This window comes from Enterococcus sp. AMC1086 (assembly GCF_058216575.1).
The window spans coordinates 2,856,538-2,876,182 of the sequence record NZ_CM177100.1; the positions used below are offsets into that span (position 1 = coordinate 2,856,538).

The following is a 19,645-nucleotide window of genomic DNA, read 5'->3' on the forward strand; positions in this document are numbered from 1 at the left end:
TCTACAATAGAATCTAGGTGTTTCTCAAGTATTTTATTAAAATCGATATATATTATGTAGCGGTAATATTCTCATTTCGACAGTACCAATAATATCTTTTTCATCAATTAACTGATAGTAGCGACTATCCGTTGCATAAGGACGATTATCGCCTAGAACTAGATACTTTCCTTTAGGTATTGTAGATTGTCCTGTCAAAGACTTTAGCGTAAAATCTTCTGTAAACATCATACCATCTTTTTCAAATTGATTTTTATATTCCGCAATAAAACGTTCTTCTTTTTCCTCTTCATTGATAAATAACTGACCATTTTTATAATATAAACTTTCCCCTGGACGACCAATGATTCTTCGAACTGACTTATCGCTAGAATTAGGCACACGAATATAGACAAGGTCGAAACGCTTGATTTTAGCTAATTTATTGACAACGACCACATCACGGTCTTCCAATGTATCACTCATAGAGTACCCTTCAACTTTTGCAAAAGAAAATGTAAAAAGAGAGAGTAGATAGAGCACGCCAAAAGTGACAAGTATGGTTAAGCCTATTTCAAAAAAAAGAACGTTCATTTTTCTAATTCTTCTTTTTTTCTTATTTTGTTTCTTCCTCTTGGCTTTTTTTGACACCGTACTTGTTTTTACTCTTCTTTTTCTTGACTTTTTTTTCATACTAGATGTTTTTTGGGGAGTAGGTCGTTTCTTTGCTTTTGGTTTATTATTATTTTTATGAGCCATTTTTTTCATAAAATCACCAAGTTATTTTTTATTTACCAACGCTTTTTCATTAATTTTAAAGTAGTTCACAACCGCTTCTTGGTTCTTCTTGACGGCTGTTAAATCTGCTTCAAACTCATTTAAAAGAGCCTCATCTTTGAAGAATTCATCTGATTGAGAAGATACATTAATTCCCAATTCCTTCATTGATCGATAATACTTATTCAACACTTTTTGACCTTGTTCCGTGTTTCTAATCGTTGCTTTATAAATACCATAACTTGAGAGTTGACCTGCTAGTAACTTAATATTTTTACCTGATTTCACATCATTTTCAGTATTTTTAGCTTCTTTTAACTGATTTTCAAGGTTATCCACCAAATAGTACCCTTGAACAACCGCTTTGGAGTCCTTGGCGCTTAAATGCATAGATTGATAATACAAAGAATAACCTGCAATTGAAGCTGACACTAAAAATAATAGAATTAAAATGAGCCCAGACGTTCGTTGCTTTTTACTTTTTTTTGTTAATTCTCTGATTTTTCTTCTTTTTTGTTTCTGTTTTTTCTTTTTGACTTTGGTTTTCTTGACTTTTTTCAAAGCTTTATTCGTTTGAATCATCAGAAAAAAGGAGATCCCTGCAAACAATAACCCTATGCTTGCTAGGGACAAAGAAACAATAAAAAACCAATCCAATACCGTCATTTCTTTACCTCCTCATTTTTTTTGTTAAACGAATTTTTACAGCTTAGACTTGAAAATAGAATCCTCTGGATTATTTATTATCTTTTAGGTCTTTTTTTTGCTTGTTTTTTCTTTTCTTTTTTCTTTTTGTTAATTGTTCTAATCACAAAGAAAATAATGAGTGCTAATACGATTACACCACCAACAATTCCTGCAATCAACTGCCAGTTAAACGTTTGAACATTTTCTAAACCGGCATCTTGATTATTGAATTTATCTGCTTCTTCATCTGTAATCTTGAATTTTTCGTCCCATTCCCATTTCTTATCACCCGAAGTCACTAAAATTTTAGAGCGATAATCTCCTGGAACCATCCGGTCGCCTTCCATACTTACTGGAAAATCAATCAATGAATTCGGCGCCATTCTCATACCAGAACGTTTTGTTTCATATAAGACTTCGTCACTGCCTTCTTTCATGATTTGGACTTGTGTTGTCATATTTTCTAAATAAGCGGGTTCCACATTAGAGAAGTTTACAAAAAAAGTATTTCTAAAATTATTCAATTCTGCATATACTTTGTTTAATTCTAAATTTGGTTGAATATCTTTATCCGTTTCAGAAAGAATCATCCCGATGACATATGCATATTTATTGATAACACCGGTTTTCTGTTTCGTTTCTTTTTCTTCTTTTTCAATTTTTTGAAGTTGTATTCCGCCTGAGATCACTCCATCGAACGATGCTTCTGGCATTGTAATTTCTATGTCGACATCCTGTTCACTATTGGCTGGTATTTTAACCGTTTCAGGAGCTTTAACAATGTTCTCAAAATCATATTTTAATGATTTATCTTTTTTTATAGTTGAAGGTCCATATTCAATCACACCATTGGCATTTGTTTTTGTGCTATTTAGTTTGACTGAGACTTCAATTTCTTCTGAAGCTAAATTGTTGATTTTGATTTTAACGGTTTGTTTTTGTCCAGGTGTCATCCCTAAATCGAAGTAACCAACGTCTTTACTTCTTTGATTATCAGGCTTGATCGTTTCATATGTAAATCCAGTTGCGTTACCGCTACTGTCCTCTTCCGCATAGGTCTTGATCGGTATGATCATGGCTAAAATGACCATTGCTACTAAATATAATAGATGCTTTTTCTTCATCGATATCCCTCTCTTTAAAAAGGCTGGGACAGAATTTTTTTCTGTCCCGCCATTTCTTTGAACATGATTACTTAAAGTATGCTATATAATTCAACTTATTTTTCAGTTTTAATTATAATACTTCAGCGATTGTCCAAGTAATTTCAGCTGTATATTCGTCAGCTAGTAAAACGTTTGTGTTTGGTACAGTTAATTTTACAGATTCTGCTGTTGTATCAGCCGTTCCGTCACCGTATTGACCAAATTCAATTGTGTATGTTCCGATTCCTTTAGACGCATCAGTATTTGTTAAAACATCTACTGACGAACCAGCACCTGTTCCAGCTGCATCTGCTGCTAATGTGAAACCTGCGACTGTTGTTGCTGGCCATTGTGCTGCTGGGTCAGCTGAACTAATTTTTGCATTTGAGTAGCCAATTGTAGCGCCTTTTAAGAATGTACCTGCATTTGCATTTGCTTCAAATTGTTTTGACAATTGTGCGCTTACTTTGTATTTATGGTTTGCAACACCACGTACATCTGTAAATTGTACAAAGTTACCACGATTAACCTCTGTTGCATCTTCTCCTGTACCAGTTGTTACTGGAATAGCTGCAGCAAAGTATTCTGGGTTAGAAGCAAAAGCTTTTACTTTATCTTCGCCAAAGTTTAATTCAGTTACAGCATCGATACTGAAAGAACCACGATCTGGATTAACGATAACTGGTTCTTTTGGATCTACAACTGGTTTGTCTGGATCTTCTGGATCGACAATAGGTTTTTCACTGTTGTCTTCAGTAAATTTGATTTTACCGTTTGATGGTAATGATTTTGCTTCAGCGTTAGCTGCAGCTGGTGCCGCTAAGCTTACTCCTACTAAAGTTAATAATGCTACTGAACATAATGTTTTTGTTTTCATGTGTGTTTCCTCCTAGTTTTTCTGTGATAGTGTGTGTGATTGTTTCTATTTATGGCAACTCGGCTAATATCCAAGTCAACACCGTAGTGTAAGGTACCGGATCAACAATTGTTGTTCCTGGTATTGATAGTGAAACAGCTTTATTCAAATAGACAGGCTTGTTGTCAAATACTGGATCAAGAACTGCTTGTCCTTCTCTATCAAGTCTAGGTTCCAGAGTATTTTTTTGATTGTTCTGATTTTCATCAGATGCTCCAAAAGAAATTGACCAAGTTCCGCCGCCTTGTCCAGAATTTGCTTGTGCTAAGTTATACGAAGCACCAACATTGTCTATAGTGATAATTTCCTTCGATAGTTGTGGTGCATTGCTCATATCTTTAGTAGAGCTTACCCATGATTTATCTAGTGACAACATGGCACCTTTTATCTCAGTGTGTTTTGTATCTTTGTTTGTAAATTGCATTTCCTGTCGCAATTGTAACGTCCAACCTGTAGGCTTTTGTCTCAAGTCAGTCACTTGAACAAAGTTCCCTCTAGGCTTTGTTGCACCAAAGAAATTTTGTGCATTTCCGTAGTATACTTCGTCTTTATCAGAAATTTTATTCTGATAAAAATCCAGTTTCGGAACAAAGTCAATTCTTAAGTCTCCCTTAAGTTGAGGCGTTTCTCCAGGATCAACAATTTCACCAGGTTTTTCTGGATCGACAATATCTTGCGGGTATTCGCCTGAAAATTCAATCTTTCCAGTTCCGCTCAACGACTCTGATTCCGCATAGACTGTAACACTATTCAGTGCTACTAAAGAAATCATGGCAACTGGCACAACGAGAAAGTTAATTTTTTTATCTAATTTTCTCATGTGTTCTCCCGCCCTTCTTTCTCTTTCTTACGTTTCCAGAAAAATAGCAGTAAGCCGATAATAACTAAGGCTGCTCCGCTGAATACAAGACTCGTTCTTACCATCTCACCAGTACTCGGATAACGTCCGACAGGTTTTTTAACTGCTGGGGTATTAGTAGATTCCTGAGTATTTGATGAAGGTTCTGTGGTGCTAGACGGCTCTGTTGACGAGCTATCTTCGTAAAAACTGATCACACCATTGGTCTGCACCTCTCCTCCATTATTAGCCGCCGCATTCAATGGTTCACTGATTGCTAGCGTTAATGCAAAAGTAAAGGAGAGTATTAAAACGCTGATTTTTTTTCTCATAAGTTAAAAATCTCCTTTACTTTTATGGAGTATCGCCCAGTTCCCAAAGGATCTCACCTTGGTAAGTCCCAAGCGTCTTCACATCTTGAGCTGAAGCTTCAAATTTAAATCCGTCACCAGATTCAGACCACGTATCACTAATGTTATAGGTCGTTTCTGATGTTGAAGCATTGGAAGCTTGAATCATGATATCCTGAGCTCCGCCGTTCAATGTGATCTCATTGTTTTTGTAAACGTATTTGAGAGCGCCATCTAACGTATATGCTGGAACGTCTGGATCAGTGCTTGTCATAGGAGTCGTCAATTTGGCCGTTAGTGACCAGCCTTTTTTATTTGCCCGACTGTCTTTCACGACTAAATCTGCTCCTTGATGTGTAGCTGAATTGATACGAGTTGTTTTTCCCTGATATTTTACGCTTCCAAAATCAATTTCTGTTGGTGCAGAAGCTAACTCAAGAACACCAAAGACCGTTCCGCCTGGGCTATCAGCTTTTTTTGAAGTAGCGCTATAGGTTTCGTGTTTTGCATTCGGATCATTGGGTCCTTCAACAAACGGGGTCTCTCTTGGTGAATCACCAACTGCAGTTGCGGTATTACTAACCACGGTTCCTACCGCAGAAGAAGCAACTTTAGCCTTAAAAGTAACCGTAACTGAATCACCTGTAGCTAAATCTCCCAATTTAACTGTTAATAAGCGTGAATCGGAATCATAGGAATAGTCTTTTGGTGTTTCAGCAACGACTCCGCCAATCTTAACTTCAGCTGTTGTAGAATCGAAATCTAATCCTGCTGGAAGGGTATCTTTAATAACTGTATTTGCCCAAAGCGTAGTATAGGCTGCTTCTTTGTTATTTTTAGCTGTTATCGTATACGTCAGAGTATCTCCTACTTGTGTCGTGGCTCCACCAGAAGAAACAACCGTTTTTTCTATCATCGGTTTATCTGGAAGAACATCAGCGACCGTATTCAATGTGGCTGAATCGAATCGATTATCAGTTGTCCCCTTAAGAGCATCATGATACCCAACATAACTATTATAAGTTGTTGGATCCTCATTTAAGTTTCCATCAACACCATCTGGTTCAACCGTATAGCTACTTGGAAGTACATATGATGGTAGTGGCGTAATTTTTGTTGTGTCTTTTAGATAAACTTCTACTTGAGCTGTTTTATCGATATAACTTGGCAAGTTGATTGTCCAATTACCGCCAGCAACAGTGGTTGTCACTGCGTTATTAGCTGTATCTTTCAGCCATTCACCATTGACTTTTACAAAGACTTTAGCGCCATCTTCATCGCTTTTTCCTTTGATCTGTTTTGATGCATTATCTATAGTTGTTGACACAACTGCTTGAGTTGGCGGTGTGACATCGATTGTTGTTACAGTATCTGTAAACCAGAAGTCTCCGTACACAACATCTGTAGGCAAACCAATATGCACATTGTTATCATCTTCAGCAGGCACATCACTTGATCCACGCCAAGCGCGAAGCACATTTACTTTAGTTCCTGTTGGAATAAACGTTTCTCCAGTTGGAAGTAGTGAAGACATATCTGCCTTAAAGATCCCTGCTCTAGCTGCTTCTCCATAGATACTGTATTTACCAGTCTCTCCATCTTGAACCGTTGTACCATATATCTTATGCTTAGTGGAATCATTTGGAAGCTGTACTTCTAATTCTACTTGTACTTCATCTGTCCAAGCATCGCGGAAACCGTCTTTCCCTTCTGGTATGCTAACGTGACCATAAATAAACTTATCCGCGTTTGTTGGGGTACGAACCTCATCTACAATTGGATTAGCATTGTTTCCTGACATCCGCGAGTAGCGATTGATTCCACTATTCCCAAATGAATCTGTTCCAGTATTGAAGGTCGAATCACTTGATGTATCTAGAAGCATATTTGCACCTTTCAAGCTATAGTCCACTAATGTCCATGCTCTAAAAGGATTTCCATCATTTCCATTATTTGCTTCCCCTGATTTAGGTATCCAGAGTGAAACATCTGAATGAACCGATTTAAATGTTGAAGCAGAGCCTGGAGACATCAATGCCTTCCCAGAACCATTATTTCTGAAATCATAATACATCGGTTTATCCAAAACAAAGGTTAAATCTCTGCTGCCATAGGTATTAAAGATTGCACCACTTGACGTATTTCCGACAACTTCAAAGTAAGTTCCTTCAGTCGCAGAGACTGTAATAGGACGCCATGTATCAATTCCAGCACCATTATCTGCTAAAATTTTCACACGACTACCTGGATCTGTTAATGTAAAACTATGCGGTCCGGAATTACTTGAATCGTAGAAGATAATACCTTGATTTCTTCCATCCGTACCCGGTGCCTGCGGTGACCCAGTTCCTTTGTTACGAACTGTAAAATCAGAATTTCCTGATACTAAGATTTTGTTATTAGCACCAAACATTCTGATTCCAGGAGCTCCACCAGCGTTTTTATTAATATTGATTTGCGACTCTCCGGAAACATTAAATGCCATATTCCCATCCAGTCTAAAACGAACTGCACCAGCCAATCCATTACTTTGTCCTTCAGAAGTCATATCAAGAATAGATTGACCGCTAGCGTTAAAACTTCCTCCGCTACTTTGGATCATGACTGCTGGTGTTGCAGTATTTGGCTCTAATGAATGTATTTTGAAATACGCTTTGTTCTCCACATTAAGTGTTGAGTTTGCAGCAGCAATCGATATAATCCCGCCACTATCTGCCGTTTGAGTCGAATTTCCCGATACCTCTAACTTGGTTCCTTCATCTTTAACGGTAATATCCACCTGTGCGCTGGACCTCAAAACATTATTCGACCGACTGTAACCGGTAAACTGAGCCTTATTTTGAACAATCATGTCAGTTCCAGCTGCCGAATTACTAAATATTTGACCAACACTATTGGTATTGATCGTAGAGTCATCAACAATAAAACTCATCGTACCTGAAGCATCGATAATATCACTAGTCGTTGTACTCTCTATATTGATATCTGATTTTCCATTGATTACCAGTGAGGAATTCGCAGCACTATTTCGGTAAAAATTCCCCGAAATATTTGTTGGAATATCTATCTTACTGTTATTGATCGTTGTATTTATAGACGTTCCATAAATAAAGTTAGCGATCGTGGCAACTGTAATTGTCGAATTTCTAATGTCCAATTGTGTTGTTGCACCTGTAATATTAAACAAACTTGAAACTTTTTCGACTGTAACATCTGCATTTTCAATTAAGAATTTTCCATTTGCAACAGTTGAAGTAACAAAATTAGCGCCCTCATTGATAACTACAGAAGCTCTATCATTCTCTGTTCCTTGAATATAGACTTCTTTAGCCGTGATCATATTTGTCGCACGAACAATATTTAATACGTTTGTCCCACTAATCGTAACCACACTATTGACAGCCGTAATCAAAGCTCGAGAACTTCCTGACAAGGTGGTTATATTTTCAAAGTTTACTGTCCAATTGTTACTGTTTGCTGCACTGGCGTTAAAAATCGCAGTACCATTATTACCCGTGTATTTTAGATTTTTTACATTTAGCGTGCTACCTGTTGTACTTCCTTGCGCCATTGTGATCGAACGTCCAGTCGTACCTGTGAAATCAATCTCATGACCCTGTCCATCTATTTCCAATGAGGGACGTGCCGCAAGCGAAGGATTCGTCGTAGCTGACATGTTAGCTGCTATAGTGATTTTGTCAACCGTTGGATCAGCTAAAGCAGAGGCAAAGTCAGCCCACAAAGAAACGACTTTAGGATTTACAGGCGCTGCATACACAGAAGTGTTCAAGGCAGCGATTTGTTCAACAGATTTCATTTTTTGTTCTATCACTTTTTCTTCTTTGATTTCAGGTAAATCAAGAGTAACTTTCGCTACTTCACCTGATTTATTTGAAAGTGTGACTTTTCCAGTTCTAGCTTTATTTCCTGCAAATGTCCGAACGAAAAACTGAACAATCAATGGTTCCTTTGACGCTTTTGTCTTGATTGTGAATGAATCTTTAGAAAAGTCGATCAACTCAATCGTAGACAAATCATTTTTAGTTTGTCCTTCTAAAAAATCTTCAACGTAAATTCCGTCTAACCCGGCAGACTTAAAAGTCAACTCCTCATCCTTAGGATTATTGATTATTAATTTGACAGGAATCGATTTTTCATTATCACTGGAGATGTCTCCTCGTTCCAATGAATAATTTTCCGATGCCGCAAGTAAAGGATTAACGCTCTTTAACGAAACATAACCGACAACTGCAACTAATAATAGAAGCAATCCAAAATAGAACCCTTTGTTTTTTATTTTCATTATTTTTCCTCCTTCCCTCAAAAATCATCGTGCTAAAAAGCGCACAAATATATTTCAACTTTTTGATTTAACACTACATCGTATTCATTAAATCAAAAAAGAGAAACCTTATTCCTATACTTCTGTCACCGTCATTGCCTATATCTTTTCAGGGCAAACGCCATGACTTCATTGTTGTTTGATTGATTAAATCATTTTCATTGAACAGCATTTTTATGCCATCAACTTATATCCCTTTGACCGAACTGTTTTAATATATTTGGGGTGTGCTGCATCTTTTTCGATTTTTTGCCTAAGATGAAAAATAAGATTTGAGACACGATATTGCTTATCATTTCCCTCATTCTTCCAAACATTTTTATAGATTTCTTCATATGAAACTGCCACACCTTGATTTGTTTGCAAAAATTCAATTGTTTTAAATTCTAACTTTGTTAAGTTAATTTCTTTTCCATCCAATAAAACACTAAAGTTAGATGGTCGCAATTGAATCTCAGGTACACTCTCTGTATTCTGTGTATGCTTCTCAAATATTGGCGTCATTCGATTGTATCTATTTAATGCATTGATTATTACAAGTTTGCATTCTTCTGGATCACATTCGTTATCAAGTATGCCATCTGCTCCAAGTTGTAAATATACAATGTGATTCATCTTATTTTCTCGCTGTGAAATCACCCAAATAAAAGTATTGCGTTTTTTCTTTAACAGAATGATCAGTTCACAGATAAGTCCAATATTTTGTGCTTGCTGTTCATTAATGACAATGCCGTCATAATTTCCTATTGTTTCAGCAACCTCATTTTTGTTGACTGGGTGTACATGCAACTGAGTACTTTTTAACGAATCTATGTATTGTTGTTCATCTGTATTATCAAGTAAAACAAATCCTATGTTGTACATGCGTTGTTCTCCCTTTAGCTTTTTGTTATTAACTTTTCTTCCTAATTCATAATCTAGTTTTTTGTAAAAATAATTTCGATAATTTTATAAATAAGATATAATATTAATATATATTTGAAACTAAAATAAGTTTAATCTATTTTTTTTAACAAGTCCATAGGATTTGCATTCTTTTATTTATCATATTTTTGATAAATAATATAAATATTTGAGAATTATGTGAATTTAATGTCGTTTTATTGTCGCTTTTTTTGTGTTTTTTTGATTTTTGTTGATCGAAATATTGATTTATAACAATTCTTTATGATAAAACACTTTTTTCATTCCTAAGTTACAATAATTAGAAAGGAGAGAGAAAATGAATAGGAGAAAGATATTTAAACTCCTTATCATTATTTTTAATAAAGAAAAAAATTGATTATTGATAGATTTTATAGAATTCGAAGTATTAGTATTCGTAGAATAGAGTTAGTCTACCTAATTCGTGGTCCTTACGATGAATGTATTGCTCATCCTAGATCATCGTTTTTTTATGCAGAGACGTTAAAAATACTCATGAAATAGATACTGTATTGGATTTTTTGATCAACAGATAATTATATAAAAAAAGGACTGGCATCTAACTCAATGAGTTAAATGCCAGTCCTTTAAACCCTAACTAACGGTAATAAAAAAGAATGTTTTTAAAAAATAAATACTGTTTCCCACTCTCATTTTTGAAACTATCAACTAGTTAAAAATTTCAAAATGAATAAAATGAATGCTTGATGATATTCCACACTAATTATTTTAACTAAATATCTTTTTTCAAAAATATTTTACAAATTTTTACTATATTCGCTTGTCATTAACGGTCTTTTGGATGCACCTTATTACATTTTATGGACACTGTGCGCACTTTGAATACCGCCACATGCTTCTTTACATGCTTGATTAATTAATCTAAACGAACTTTCAGTACCATTTACGCCACGTTTATACTTAATCTCATCAATTACCTCGCATTGTTCATTTAATGCTTCTAACCAAAAATAAATTCCTTCTTTATAAGTATCTAAGCCTTCTAACAAGATTTTCGTTGCTTCTTTTTCTCCATAAAATACTAAGTTTTTTCTAAAACTTGCTTCTTCTATAAAGAAACGGTTAACGTTGCTGCGGCAAAATAAATACGTATCTTTACCTCTTCTGTTAATTGCTTGGCTACAGCTGTTCTCTTGTACTTCCTTAGAAATGGCATTAAAAATCTCGTTGTAGACTTCAACCCGTTGCATTACTGACAAAATCATATCTGTATAACTATACATAATGCTCTCTCCTCCCATAACTAAGCAGCTAAAAACGCTGACTTATATTTATTATAGTATCTCTCGTTCGCTTATATCAAGTAATATGCTATAAAAATGAAAAAAATTTGTCATTTTTTTCATTCCTATGTCTATTTTTTTTCTACTTTAAAACAAAAAAAGCCCATTAACCAGTGTTTTAAGGGGACTTTAGCGGTTTTTCTTTTATTTTTTATCACTTCTACGCTCTTATTTTTTTAGTTTTCATATTAAGTGGATTTTCTGCATGTTTTCTATATTAAATATTTTAATTATGTTAATTTATGATAAATAAGAAAAATGTTTTGACTGAAATATGCACATCAGTAAAAAACACTCGAGTGACGATAGTTAGTATAGCTTGTACATTTAAAACATATCTGCGTTTTGAAATGTACTAATCGCAGCTCTAGACTTGGGATAATTAAACGCATATGATTATGGTACCTTCTTAAAGAAACAAGTATTAAATAGATAAACATAGAGCTTGCAGCAAAACCAATCTTTCGTTTTGCTGCAAACTCTATGTTATTTTGCTTCTTTATAAATATTTTTCAATGTTAATGGTGCCGCAAACGTATGATAGTTGACACCTTTAATCTGTTCATTTTGTAAAACTGATTGCTGATTTTGGCTGATGATAATCATTCCCGCCGTATTTTTAATCCCTTCTTTTTCGGCAGCAATCAAAGTCTCCCAGCGCATTTTTTGATCAGTCGCATATTTTTGTGAAGCCTCATCCAATAACTTATCGTACTTATCATTTGAGTAATTACGATCATTTCCTGTTCGTAACATATTTAATGTAGAAATTGGATCTTGATAATCTGGTGTCCAGTAAATTAAGAACATATCGTAGTCACTCTCACGACTAAGATTTAATGCTGTTTCTGTTGGTAAGGCCGTCACATTAATTGTTAAACCAGTAAATAGTTTTTCTAGACTCCCTTGAAGACTCTCACCCATTTTTTTATAGGATCCATCATCGGTCACCATTAAATCTAGGGTGATTTTATCGCCTAATTCTTTTTTAGCTAATGCCCAATATTTCAAAGCCTCTTCTTTGTCATACTTCATCAAATCGCCAGCTTCTTCTCTGAAATCTACGCCTGTTTCAGGATTACTTACAAAACCTTCAGTAACAGCTCCATACAATGGTTTTGAGCCATCTGCAATAATATTATTGACTAGATTCTCTTTATCTATGCCAAGCGCCAAAGCTTTTCTCAGATTTTCATTTTTCAACGGAGTATCTTTGTCTTTACGTTTTTGGTTTAAACGAATGTAGTTCATCGTGGCTGTCGGATAAGAGTGATAGTCGGGATTGTTTTGATTTTGCTTCGCCAACTCTCCAGTGACTGTTGCTATATCTAACTGTCCATCTTCAAAAAGATTCAGAGCTGTCGAGGCTTCTTTGACAACTTCATAATGAATATTATCTGATTTTACATCTGAATGACCCCAGTATTTTTCATTTTTCTTCAAATCCCAGCTTAAATCTGTTTGCTTCCAATTTTCAACAGTAAATGGTCCATTGTAAATAACATTCTCACTTGCTGTTCCATAGTTTGTGCCCATTTTTTCAACAAATTTTTGATTTTGCGGGAAAAATGTTGGAAAAGCTAGAACTGAGGTAAAGTAGGGTTTTGCTTCTTTTAGTTTTATTTCCAGTGTTTGATCGTCAATTGCTTTTACACCTAGTTTATCGACTGACTTTTTACCTTCTGAAATTTCTTCAGCATTTAAAATTGTATCTGCCACTAAAAAACTATACACATAGCCATTTTTAGGATCGATCATTTTTTTCCATGCGTATTCGAAATCTGCTGCCGTAACAGGATCATCATTACTCCATTTGGCATCATCTCTTAGTTTGATTGTATAGGTTTTGCCATCTTCAGAAATTTCTGGCAGTTCCTTTGCTGTTGCTGGAATTAGTTGATCGTTGTCATCTAGCGCATACAATCCTTCAAATACTGCTGTTTGGACAATTGCATCTGGAAAATCTAGCATAACAGATGTATCCAATGTGGTTAATTCCGAAGGGGACATTAAGTTTACTGGTTCTGTTTCTTGTGCTTGTCTTACTTCTTTACCACCAGAACATCCCGAAATGATAGTCATTATCAATGTTAGCCCGATAATTGATTTCACTACTTTTTTCATATGATTCTCCTTTATGTTTGCTTTAAGTACGTTCAACTAGCAACCAAACGACAACTGCTGCTTCATCTCCATCGTTATAATTGATATGTCCTTCCCCAGCTTCAATCAGCTGAGCATCACCAGGTTTCCCTACTAAATCTTGACCGTCTTCTAAAATCGTATGAGCTTGCCCCGAAACAACATAAGAATATTCATCTTGATCATGTCTAGCAAAACCTTCCAATGGTCTTTTTTCTCCTGGTTGTAAGATAACGACACCCATCTGGACATTTTTATTCGGCTGATTTTCTGCATCAAAAAAAATCGTCATTTCTTGTGGCAGTGATGGTTTAATTATCATACTTTATGGCAACTCCTTTTATTATATATATGATTTCATTAATTATTGACTTATCTGTCTAATAAGTCAATAACATTTTTGAAAATTCTGACACTTTATTCGATTTTGGAAAATGAAGTATTAAAAATTACAACATGGGACAAAATTTAAAGTCTATTTTGCCCCATGCTTATAACAGTATTGATTTTAACTATTTTTATCTACACCCAAAAGCCTTGATGAACAGCTGCAGCCGCTTGCTCAACTTCTGGAAATGGTCCAATTATTTGAATATTTTTTTGCCCATGACGCAATATTTGTTTTGAAGGCAAATCAAATGTTGGATTCTGCTCATTGTTGCCTGTCAATTCTAACAAACGTTTCTCGGTCATTGCATATACTATTTTCCCAATATTTCCCCAATAAATTGTTCCTGTACACATCGCACATGGTTCGGCTGTAGTATACAGTGTACACTCCCATAAAAAGTCCTTGCTATACTTTTGTGATGCTTTTGCTGCAAGTGTTGTCTCAGCATGTCCAGTGCAGATATTTTCTGTTATTTCGATATTTTCTTGTTCTAAAAGAATTGTTCCTTCTTTATCAGTCAGCAAGGCTCCAAAGGGTGTGTTACCATGATCACGGGCATTCTGAGAAATTTCGATGCAACGCTTCAATCGTTCAATATGCAAACGTTCCGCCATAACTGATCCCTCTTCTTTCCGTACTTTTAATCAACAAAGCGATGATTAAATGCGTCTTTCGTCATTTTATCAACACCAATGGCTTGTTTTAAATAAGCAGAGACATCACCATATTGCTTTTCAACGGTCTGATAAAAATTATCTAAATAGCTGCTCTCTACATTTAATGCAACATGTAAAGCTTCTAAATTCGCCTTCTCTAATTGTGCTTTTTTGGCTTGTTCCAAGATTTGTGCATTTTCTTTTTTCCTTAAGTCATTTGTTAATAAGTAATCTTTGTAAATAGCCTCTCTTGGTACATCAAGTGTTTCTAATACTAACAATGCCGCAATTCCTGTACGATCTTTTCCCGCAAAACAATGGAATAAAATACTTTCTTGATTTGGCAAAGCTAAGATTTCTTCAAAAAATTTAGTATAACCTTTTTGAGAAGTTGTGTTTAAGGCAATATCGGCATACAATTTTTCCATATACGAAGCTGATTTCTCTGGTGAACCGATTTTCACAAAATCTTCGATCGATGCCCCTTCATCTTGTATGTCTTCCAAAATATCGATATGTATGTACTCTGCTTTAGGAACAGACATATCTGGTCTTTCTTCTACTTCAGCGTCACTTCTCAAATCAATGATTTTACCTAAACGATACGTTGTTTCCAAACGTTGTTCATCTTCTTTTGTTAAATTAGACAACTCGCCTGATCTTAAAAAAATGTTTTTCTTGATTTGTTTTCCTTCTTTATTTTTGATACCGCCGATATCACGAAAATTTGTAATAGTCACCATAATTTTTGTCTCTTTTCTTTTTGCTCTTATTATACACAAAATTCGATCAAAAGTGTTTCTTTGATCGAATTTTTGCTTATTAATTAACGATTTTTAGTTTATTCTTTATTATTTTTTTGTCCTGCTTCAACATAACTTAAGTCATTGACTTTATCTAACGTGTATTTTCCATCTTTATATTTTACAGTACAAACACTCGCGTTTTTTAATCCGCCTTCTGGTATTTTATAATCATCGAATAAAGTATCAAGTAACGCAGAGATACTCAATCCATGTGAAGCAATCAATACATTTCCAGACCCTTCATTCTTCATTTCTTTTTCAACAATGTCATCTAAACCTGCTTTAAGCCTAGTAGTGATTGTCTTATAGTCTTCTGCTGGCCAATTGATTTTTGCTTCTTCTACATTTTTTGCATCTAATTTAGCCACACTATTGGCAAATGATTCTGGCGTCATATTTTTCAAGAATTCCTCTAAAGTAACACCTTGATCGTCTGCTATATCTTGCCACATAGTGTGATTCAAATCACCTTCGTATGTTCCAAAGTTGAACTCTCTCAAGCGTTCATCCGTAATTACTTTTAAGTCAGATGATTTTTCATTTTCTTTCACGATTAGATTAGCTGTTTGGATGGCACGACCGCTGTCACTACTATATGCATTTTGGAAATCGATATCTTTCAGCCCAACACCTGCCGCTGTCACAACTTCTTCACCTGCTTTAGTTAAGACTGCATCCGACCAGCCTTGGACACGATCCGTTGTATTTAACATCGTTTTCCCATGGCGAACGATGTACAACGTCAACTCTTCTGGTGCTTTTTTAGTAGATGAGCTATCGTCTTTTTGAGCGTTTCCGTTACCACACCCAGCTACCATTACTAAACCTAACATTAAAACCCCTAATATTTTTCCTATCTTTTTCATAAAATTTCCTCCTTTTTTATTCGTTCGTCAATTCTTCCCCATTTGTAGCAATAACTTTTTTATACCAATCAAATGATTTTTTCTTCGAGCGTTTCAATGTCCCCTTTCCATCATTATCACGGTCGACATAGATGAAGCCATATCTTTTTTTCATTTCTCCTGTTCCTGCTGAAACAAGATCGATACAGCCCCACGTTGTATAACCTAATAAATCTACACCATCCAGTTCAACCGCATCTTTCATTGCTTGGATGTGTGCGGCTAGATACTCAATCCGATAATCATCGATCACATTCCCATTTTCATCTGGCGTATCCACGGCACCTAAGCCGTTTTCAACAATAAATAGTGGTTTTTGATAACGATCATACAAGTCATTCATTGTGGTACGCAATCCAAGTGGATCGATCTGCCAGCCCCATTCACTTGCTTCTAAATACGGATTTTTCACTGAGGCAAAGATATTTCCAGCTGTTTGTTCATTGATTGCCGGATCTGTTGATTGGACCCGTGATGAATAATAAGAGAATGAAATAAAATCAACGGTATGTTCTTTTAATAAGTCTAAATCGCCCTCTTCAATTGGTAATTCAATCCCTGCACGTTCTAATTCTTTCAACGCATACGCTGGATATTCTCCACGAGATTGGACATCGATAAAGAAGAAATTCTCACGATCTGCTTGACGAGCTGCCCAAACATCTTCTGGTTTACAAGTGTACGCATAGTTTGTACCAGCCGCTAACATACAGCCTACTTGGTTTTCGGGATCGACTTCATGTGCGATTTTGGTCGCAATGGCACTCGCCAATAATTCATGATGTGCGGCTTGGTATTTCACTTGTTCTTTGTTTTCGCCTTCTTCAAAATAAAGCCCTGCGCCCATAAATGGTGCATGTAAAATCATGTTGATTTCGTTGAACGTCAACCAGTATTTTACTAAGCCTTTGTAGCGATTGAAGATCACGTTACATAGATTTTCATAAAACCCGACTAATTCACGACTGCGCCATGCACCATATTTTTCGACGAGATGCATCGGACAATCAAAATGTGTGATCGTTACAAGAGGCTCTATCCCGTGTTTATGGCATTCTTTGAACAACTCTTCATAGAACTTCAATCCTTCTTCATTCGGCTCTGTTTCGTCTCCTAGAGGGAAAATACGACTCCAGGCAATCGATAGACGATAGGTTTTAAAGCCCATTTCGCCAAATAACGCAATGTCTTCTTTATAACGATGATACATGTCGATTGCATTTTGCGCTGGGTAAAAATGTTCGTCATCAAATTCAAACATCTTTTTTTCTCCTGTGATTACTGGAAAACGATCTGGTCCCACTGGCGCTAGATCTACGTTAGCTAAGCCTCGGCCGCCTTCATTATAGCCCCCTTCACATTGATTGGCCGCTGTTGCGCCGCCCCATAAAAAGTCTTTTCTAAATCCCATATCAAAATCCCTTTCTTTTATAAGTTTGTAGTAAAACCTATCAAACTTTGTTCTCAACTATTTTTTAAGTTAATCCCGTAATTAATGTATCGTTTGAGGTCACTTCGCGTTCTTGTGTTTCTACGATATCTAAATAGTCATCAGTATTTGTCACAATAACTGGCGTTTCCACACTGTAGCCAGCTACTTTGATTGCCTCTATGTCAAAAGTAACCAAAACTTGCCCTTTTTTCACTTTATCACCTTGTGCTACTTTTCCCTCAAAACCATTCCCTTCTAACTGAACCGTATCCATACCGATATGAATTAACAATTCCATCCCTTGATCAGATATTAAGCCAATCGCGTGCAGTGTCGGAAAGAGTGTCATAACGGTTCCATCGAATGGTGCTCTAACAACACCTTCTGTCGGTTCAATCAAAACACCTTTTCCTAAAGCACCTTGAGCAAACGCTTGATCACTTGCTTTACTTAAAGGTAGAACACGCCCTTTAACTGGGCTCAAAACAGCTTCTTTAATTGCTTTTTGCGCTTTTTTATTTTCCGTTATTTCTTCTACAACTGTATCATCTTTCCAGAAAAAGAATGTTAAACCAAAGCCGATACCAGCTGATATTAATATTGCTACAAACGAATGAATCATACCGCTCGCATTATCACCATTGATATAGTTTAAAACACCAAAGATACCCAATCCACCCATGGTATAAGATGTTACAGTATTAATCATCAAATAGAATCCGCCAGCTGCTCCTCCAATCATGGAAAAGATAAATGGCGTTTTTTTAGGGAGAGTGATACCGTAAATTGCTGGTTCAGTTACTCCGAATATACCAGAAATAATGGCTGGTGGACATAACGCTTTCATTTTCGTATCTTTCAATTTGAAAAACATTGCCATTACTACAGCTGTTTGAGCAAAACTAGCGCCAAAAGAACCGACTAATACTTGACTTGCTCCTTCTTGAGTAATCTGCATGATCGCAAGTGGCACAACACTCCAGTGTAATCCAAAAATAACCAAGACTTGCCAGAAGAAACCAAGAATAATGCCATATAATGCTGGTGAAAAGCCCATCAAAGATTGGAATCCAGCACTTAATAAATCTGTCAACATGCTGATGATCGGACCAATTACTAAAAAACCAACGGGTAATGCAATTAGTAATACAAAGAATGGTACCAGGAATGTTTGAACAACTTCAGGAATAAGTTTCTTGAAGAGTTTTTGAATTTGAGCTGCAAAAGCAACAATAAAGATGATCGGTACAACACTACTTGTATACCCAGCACCAACCCACGGAATACCTAAAAACGTGTCATAAGCGGGTAATCCTAACAAACTATACGGTGCTGCTGCACCTGCTCCTGCTGTTGTTTCAAAAGCCGCTTGCAAGGCACTTCCTTGTACTGTTGGATAACAAAGTGCTGCCCCAATAACAATTCCCACCATTGGGTTTAAATTGAATTTTCTAGCCGCTGTATAGCCTAGAATCACTGGCATGAAGTAGAAGATTGCATCACCAATACCATTTAACATTGTATACGTTCCAGAAGTAGCTGAATATAATTTCAAAAAAACAAGTAAGGCATTTAGACCTTTCACCATACCAGCTGCAGCTAATGCACCTAAGAATGGTTGGAAACAGCCACTTAAAATATCGATCAATCGATTAAACAAATTTCCACCAGACGATTCTTGCTCTGCATCCGCTGAAATCCCAGCAATGGTTACAACGTCTTCATACACTGCAGGTACATGATTCCCGATTACTACCTGATATTGTCCACCACTCTTCATTACAGTAACAACACCGTCCATATTTTTTAGAACATCGTCATTTGCTTTTGATTCATCTTTCAATTTAAAACGTAAGCGTGTAATACAATGTGTCAAACTATTAATATTTTCTTTCCCACCTACATTACTAACAATTTTTTCTGCTAAATCATGATATTTTCCCATTTTTTTGTTCCTCCAAAGTTTAGTTTTTTTCACTCTATTACTTTTGAAGGTTTAGCCAACTTAATGTCACTATCCAAAGGGTCCTGCTGTACCAGTTCTTCTCTTC

16 protein-coding genes are annotated in these 19,645 nt (G+C 35.9%); all 16 read right to left on the reverse strand.

The features are described from left to right. Window positions 1-36: 36 nt before the first annotated feature. The 16 genes from lepB to AC4BC4_RS13480 all read right to left on the reverse strand — a co-directional run bounded on the left by lepB (window position 37) and on the right by AC4BC4_RS13480 (window position 19,539). On the reverse strand, window positions 37-747 hold the full coding sequence (gene lepB, locus AC4BC4_RS13405) for a signal peptidase I (protein WP_490476027.1): 711 nt from the start codon (window positions 745-747) through the stop codon (window positions 37-39). Between the two features lie 12 nt (window positions 748-759). Continuing rightward, on the reverse strand, window positions 760-1,422 hold the full coding sequence (locus tag AC4BC4_RS13410) for a hypothetical protein (protein ID WP_490476028.1): 663 nt from the start codon (window positions 1,420-1,422) through the stop codon (window positions 760-762). Window positions 1,423-1,499: 77 nt separating this feature from the next. Continuing rightward, complete coding sequence (locus AC4BC4_RS13415) at window positions 1,500-2,567, reverse strand: WxLIP family cell surface protein (protein WP_490476029.1); 1,068 nt, start codon at window positions 2,565-2,567, stop codon at window positions 1,500-1,502. A gap of 112 nt (window positions 2,568-2,679) precedes the next feature. Next, window positions 2,680-3,465: a WxL domain-containing protein gene (locus AC4BC4_RS13420; RefSeq protein ID WP_438758294.1), complete on the reverse strand. Its 786-nt coding sequence runs from the start codon at window positions 3,463-3,465 to the stop codon at window positions 2,680-2,682. Window positions 3,466-3,514: 49 nt separating this feature from the next. Further along, window positions 3,515-4,324 (reverse strand): WxL domain-containing protein, encoded by an 810-nt coding sequence (locus tag AC4BC4_RS13425; RefSeq protein ID WP_438758293.1) that lies wholly within the window; start codon window positions 4,322-4,324, stop codon window positions 3,515-3,517. Next, window positions 4,321-4,674: an LPXTG cell wall anchor domain-containing protein gene (locus AC4BC4_RS13430; RefSeq protein ID WP_490476030.1), complete on the reverse strand. Its 354-nt coding sequence runs from the start codon at window positions 4,672-4,674 to the stop codon at window positions 4,321-4,323. The genes AC4BC4_RS13425 and AC4BC4_RS13430 overlap by 4 nt, the downstream gene beginning before the upstream one ends. A 22-nt stretch (window positions 4,675-4,696) precedes the next feature. After that, window positions 4,697-8,995, reverse strand: a complete 4,299-nt coding sequence (locus AC4BC4_RS13435; RefSeq protein WP_490476031.1) for an isopeptide-forming domain-containing fimbrial protein — start codon at window positions 8,993-8,995, stop codon at window positions 4,697-4,699. Between the two features lie 213 nt (window positions 8,996-9,208). Next, the gene (locus tag AC4BC4_RS13440) at window positions 9,209-9,898 is read right to left on the reverse strand and encodes a winged helix-turn-helix domain-containing protein (RefSeq protein WP_490476032.1); all 690 of its coding nucleotides are present in this window, start codon (window positions 9,896-9,898) and stop codon (window positions 9,209-9,211) included. An 872-nt stretch (window positions 9,899-10,770) separates the two neighbouring features. Beyond that, the gene (locus AC4BC4_RS13445; protein ID WP_438758289.1) at window positions 10,771-11,202 is read right to left on the reverse strand and encodes a hypothetical protein; all 432 of its coding nucleotides are present in this window, start codon (window positions 11,200-11,202) and stop codon (window positions 10,771-10,773) included. A gap of 546 nt (window positions 11,203-11,748) precedes the next feature. Further along, entirely contained in the window at window positions 11,749-13,386 is a 1,638-nt protein-coding gene (locus tag AC4BC4_RS13450) for a peptide ABC transporter substrate-binding protein (RefSeq protein ID WP_490476033.1), read from the reverse strand. A gap of 22 nt (window positions 13,387-13,408) precedes the next feature. Next, window positions 13,409-13,726, reverse strand: coding sequence for a cupin domain-containing protein (locus AC4BC4_RS13455; protein ID WP_490476034.1), 318 nt, complete (start codon window positions 13,724-13,726; stop codon window positions 13,409-13,411). Window positions 13,727-13,926: 200 nt separating this feature from the next. Continuing rightward, entirely contained in the window at window positions 13,927-14,409 is a 483-nt protein-coding gene (locus AC4BC4_RS13460) for a nucleoside deaminase (RefSeq protein ID WP_490476035.1), read from the reverse strand. 26 nt (window positions 14,410-14,435) lie between these two features. Then, a complete protein-coding gene (locus tag AC4BC4_RS13465; RefSeq protein WP_438758284.1) occupies window positions 14,436-15,194 on the reverse strand; it encodes a tyrosine-protein phosphatase in 759 nt (252 codons plus the stop codon). A 98-nt stretch (window positions 15,195-15,292) separates the two neighbouring features. Then, complete coding sequence (locus AC4BC4_RS13470; protein ID WP_438758282.1) at window positions 15,293-16,123, reverse strand: histidine phosphatase family protein; 831 nt, start codon at window positions 16,121-16,123, stop codon at window positions 15,293-15,295. Window positions 16,124-16,139: 16 nt separating this feature from the next. Beyond that, a complete protein-coding gene (locus AC4BC4_RS13475) occupies window positions 16,140-17,573 on the reverse strand; it encodes a 6-phospho-beta-glucosidase (RefSeq protein WP_490476036.1) in 1,434 nt (477 codons plus the stop codon). Between the two features lie 64 nt (window positions 17,574-17,637). Next, window positions 17,638-19,539 (reverse strand): beta-glucoside-specific PTS transporter subunit IIABC, encoded by a 1,902-nt coding sequence (locus tag AC4BC4_RS13480; RefSeq protein WP_490476037.1) that lies wholly within the window; start codon window positions 19,537-19,539, stop codon window positions 17,638-17,640. Between the last annotated feature and the right edge of the window lie 106 nt (window positions 19,540-19,645).

Bases quoted from the DNA above. Each gene is read 5' to 3' on its own strand.
- AC4BC4_RS13420 (WP_438758294.1), bottom strand. From the start codon at position 3,465: ATGAAAACAAAAACATTATGTTCAGTAGCATTATTAACTTTAGTAGGA.
- AC4BC4_RS13445 (WP_438758289.1), bottom strand. From the start codon at position 11,202: ATGTATAGTTATACAGATATGATTTTGTCAGTAATGCAACGGGTTGAA.
- AC4BC4_RS13435 (WP_490476031.1), bottom strand. From the start codon at position 8,995: ATGAAAATAAAAAACAAAGGGTTCTATTTTGGATTGCTTCTATTATTA.
- AC4BC4_RS13415 (WP_490476029.1), bottom strand. From the start codon at position 2,567: ATGAAGAAAAAGCATCTATTATATTTAGTAGCAATGGTCATTTTAGCC.
- AC4BC4_RS13470 (WP_438758282.1), bottom strand. From the start codon at position 16,123: ATGAAAAAGATAGGAAAAATATTAGGGGTTTTAATGTTAGGTTTAGTA.
- AC4BC4_RS13480 (WP_490476037.1), bottom strand. From the start codon at position 19,539: ATGGGAAAATATCATGATTTAGCAGAAAAAATTGTTAGTAATGTAGGT.
- AC4BC4_RS13465 (WP_438758284.1), bottom strand. From the start codon at position 15,194: ATGGTGACTATTACAAATTTTCGTGATATCGGCGGTATCAAAAATAAA.
- AC4BC4_RS13460 (WP_490476035.1), bottom strand. From the start codon at position 14,409: ATGGCGGAACGTTTGCATATTGAACGATTGAAGCGTTGCATCGAAATT.
- AC4BC4_RS13410 (WP_490476028.1), bottom strand. From the start codon at position 1,422: ATGACGGTATTGGATTGGTTTTTTATTGTTTCTTTGTCCCTAGCAAGC.
- AC4BC4_RS13450 (WP_490476033.1), bottom strand. From the start codon at position 13,386: ATGAAAAAAGTAGTGAAATCAATTATCGGGCTAACATTGATAATGACT.
- AC4BC4_RS13475 (WP_490476036.1), bottom strand. From the start codon at position 17,573: ATGGGATTTAGAAAAGACTTTTTATGGGGCGGCGCAACAGCGGCCAAT.
- AC4BC4_RS13455 (WP_490476034.1), bottom strand. From the start codon at position 13,726: ATGATAATTAAACCATCACTGCCACAAGAAATGACGATTTTTTTTGAT.
- AC4BC4_RS13425 (WP_438758293.1), bottom strand. From the start codon at position 4,324: ATGAGAAAATTAGATAAAAAAATTAACTTTCTCGTTGTGCCAGTTGCC.
- AC4BC4_RS13430 (WP_490476030.1), bottom strand. From the start codon at position 4,674: ATGAGAAAAAAAATCAGCGTTTTAATACTCTCCTTTACTTTTGCATTA.
- lepB (WP_490476027.1), bottom strand. From the start codon at position 747: ATGAAAAAAATGGCTCATAAAAATAATAATAAACCAAAAGCAAAGAAA.
- AC4BC4_RS13440 (WP_490476032.1), bottom strand. From the start codon at position 9,898: ATGTACAACATAGGATTTGTTTTACTTGATAATACAGATGAACAACAA.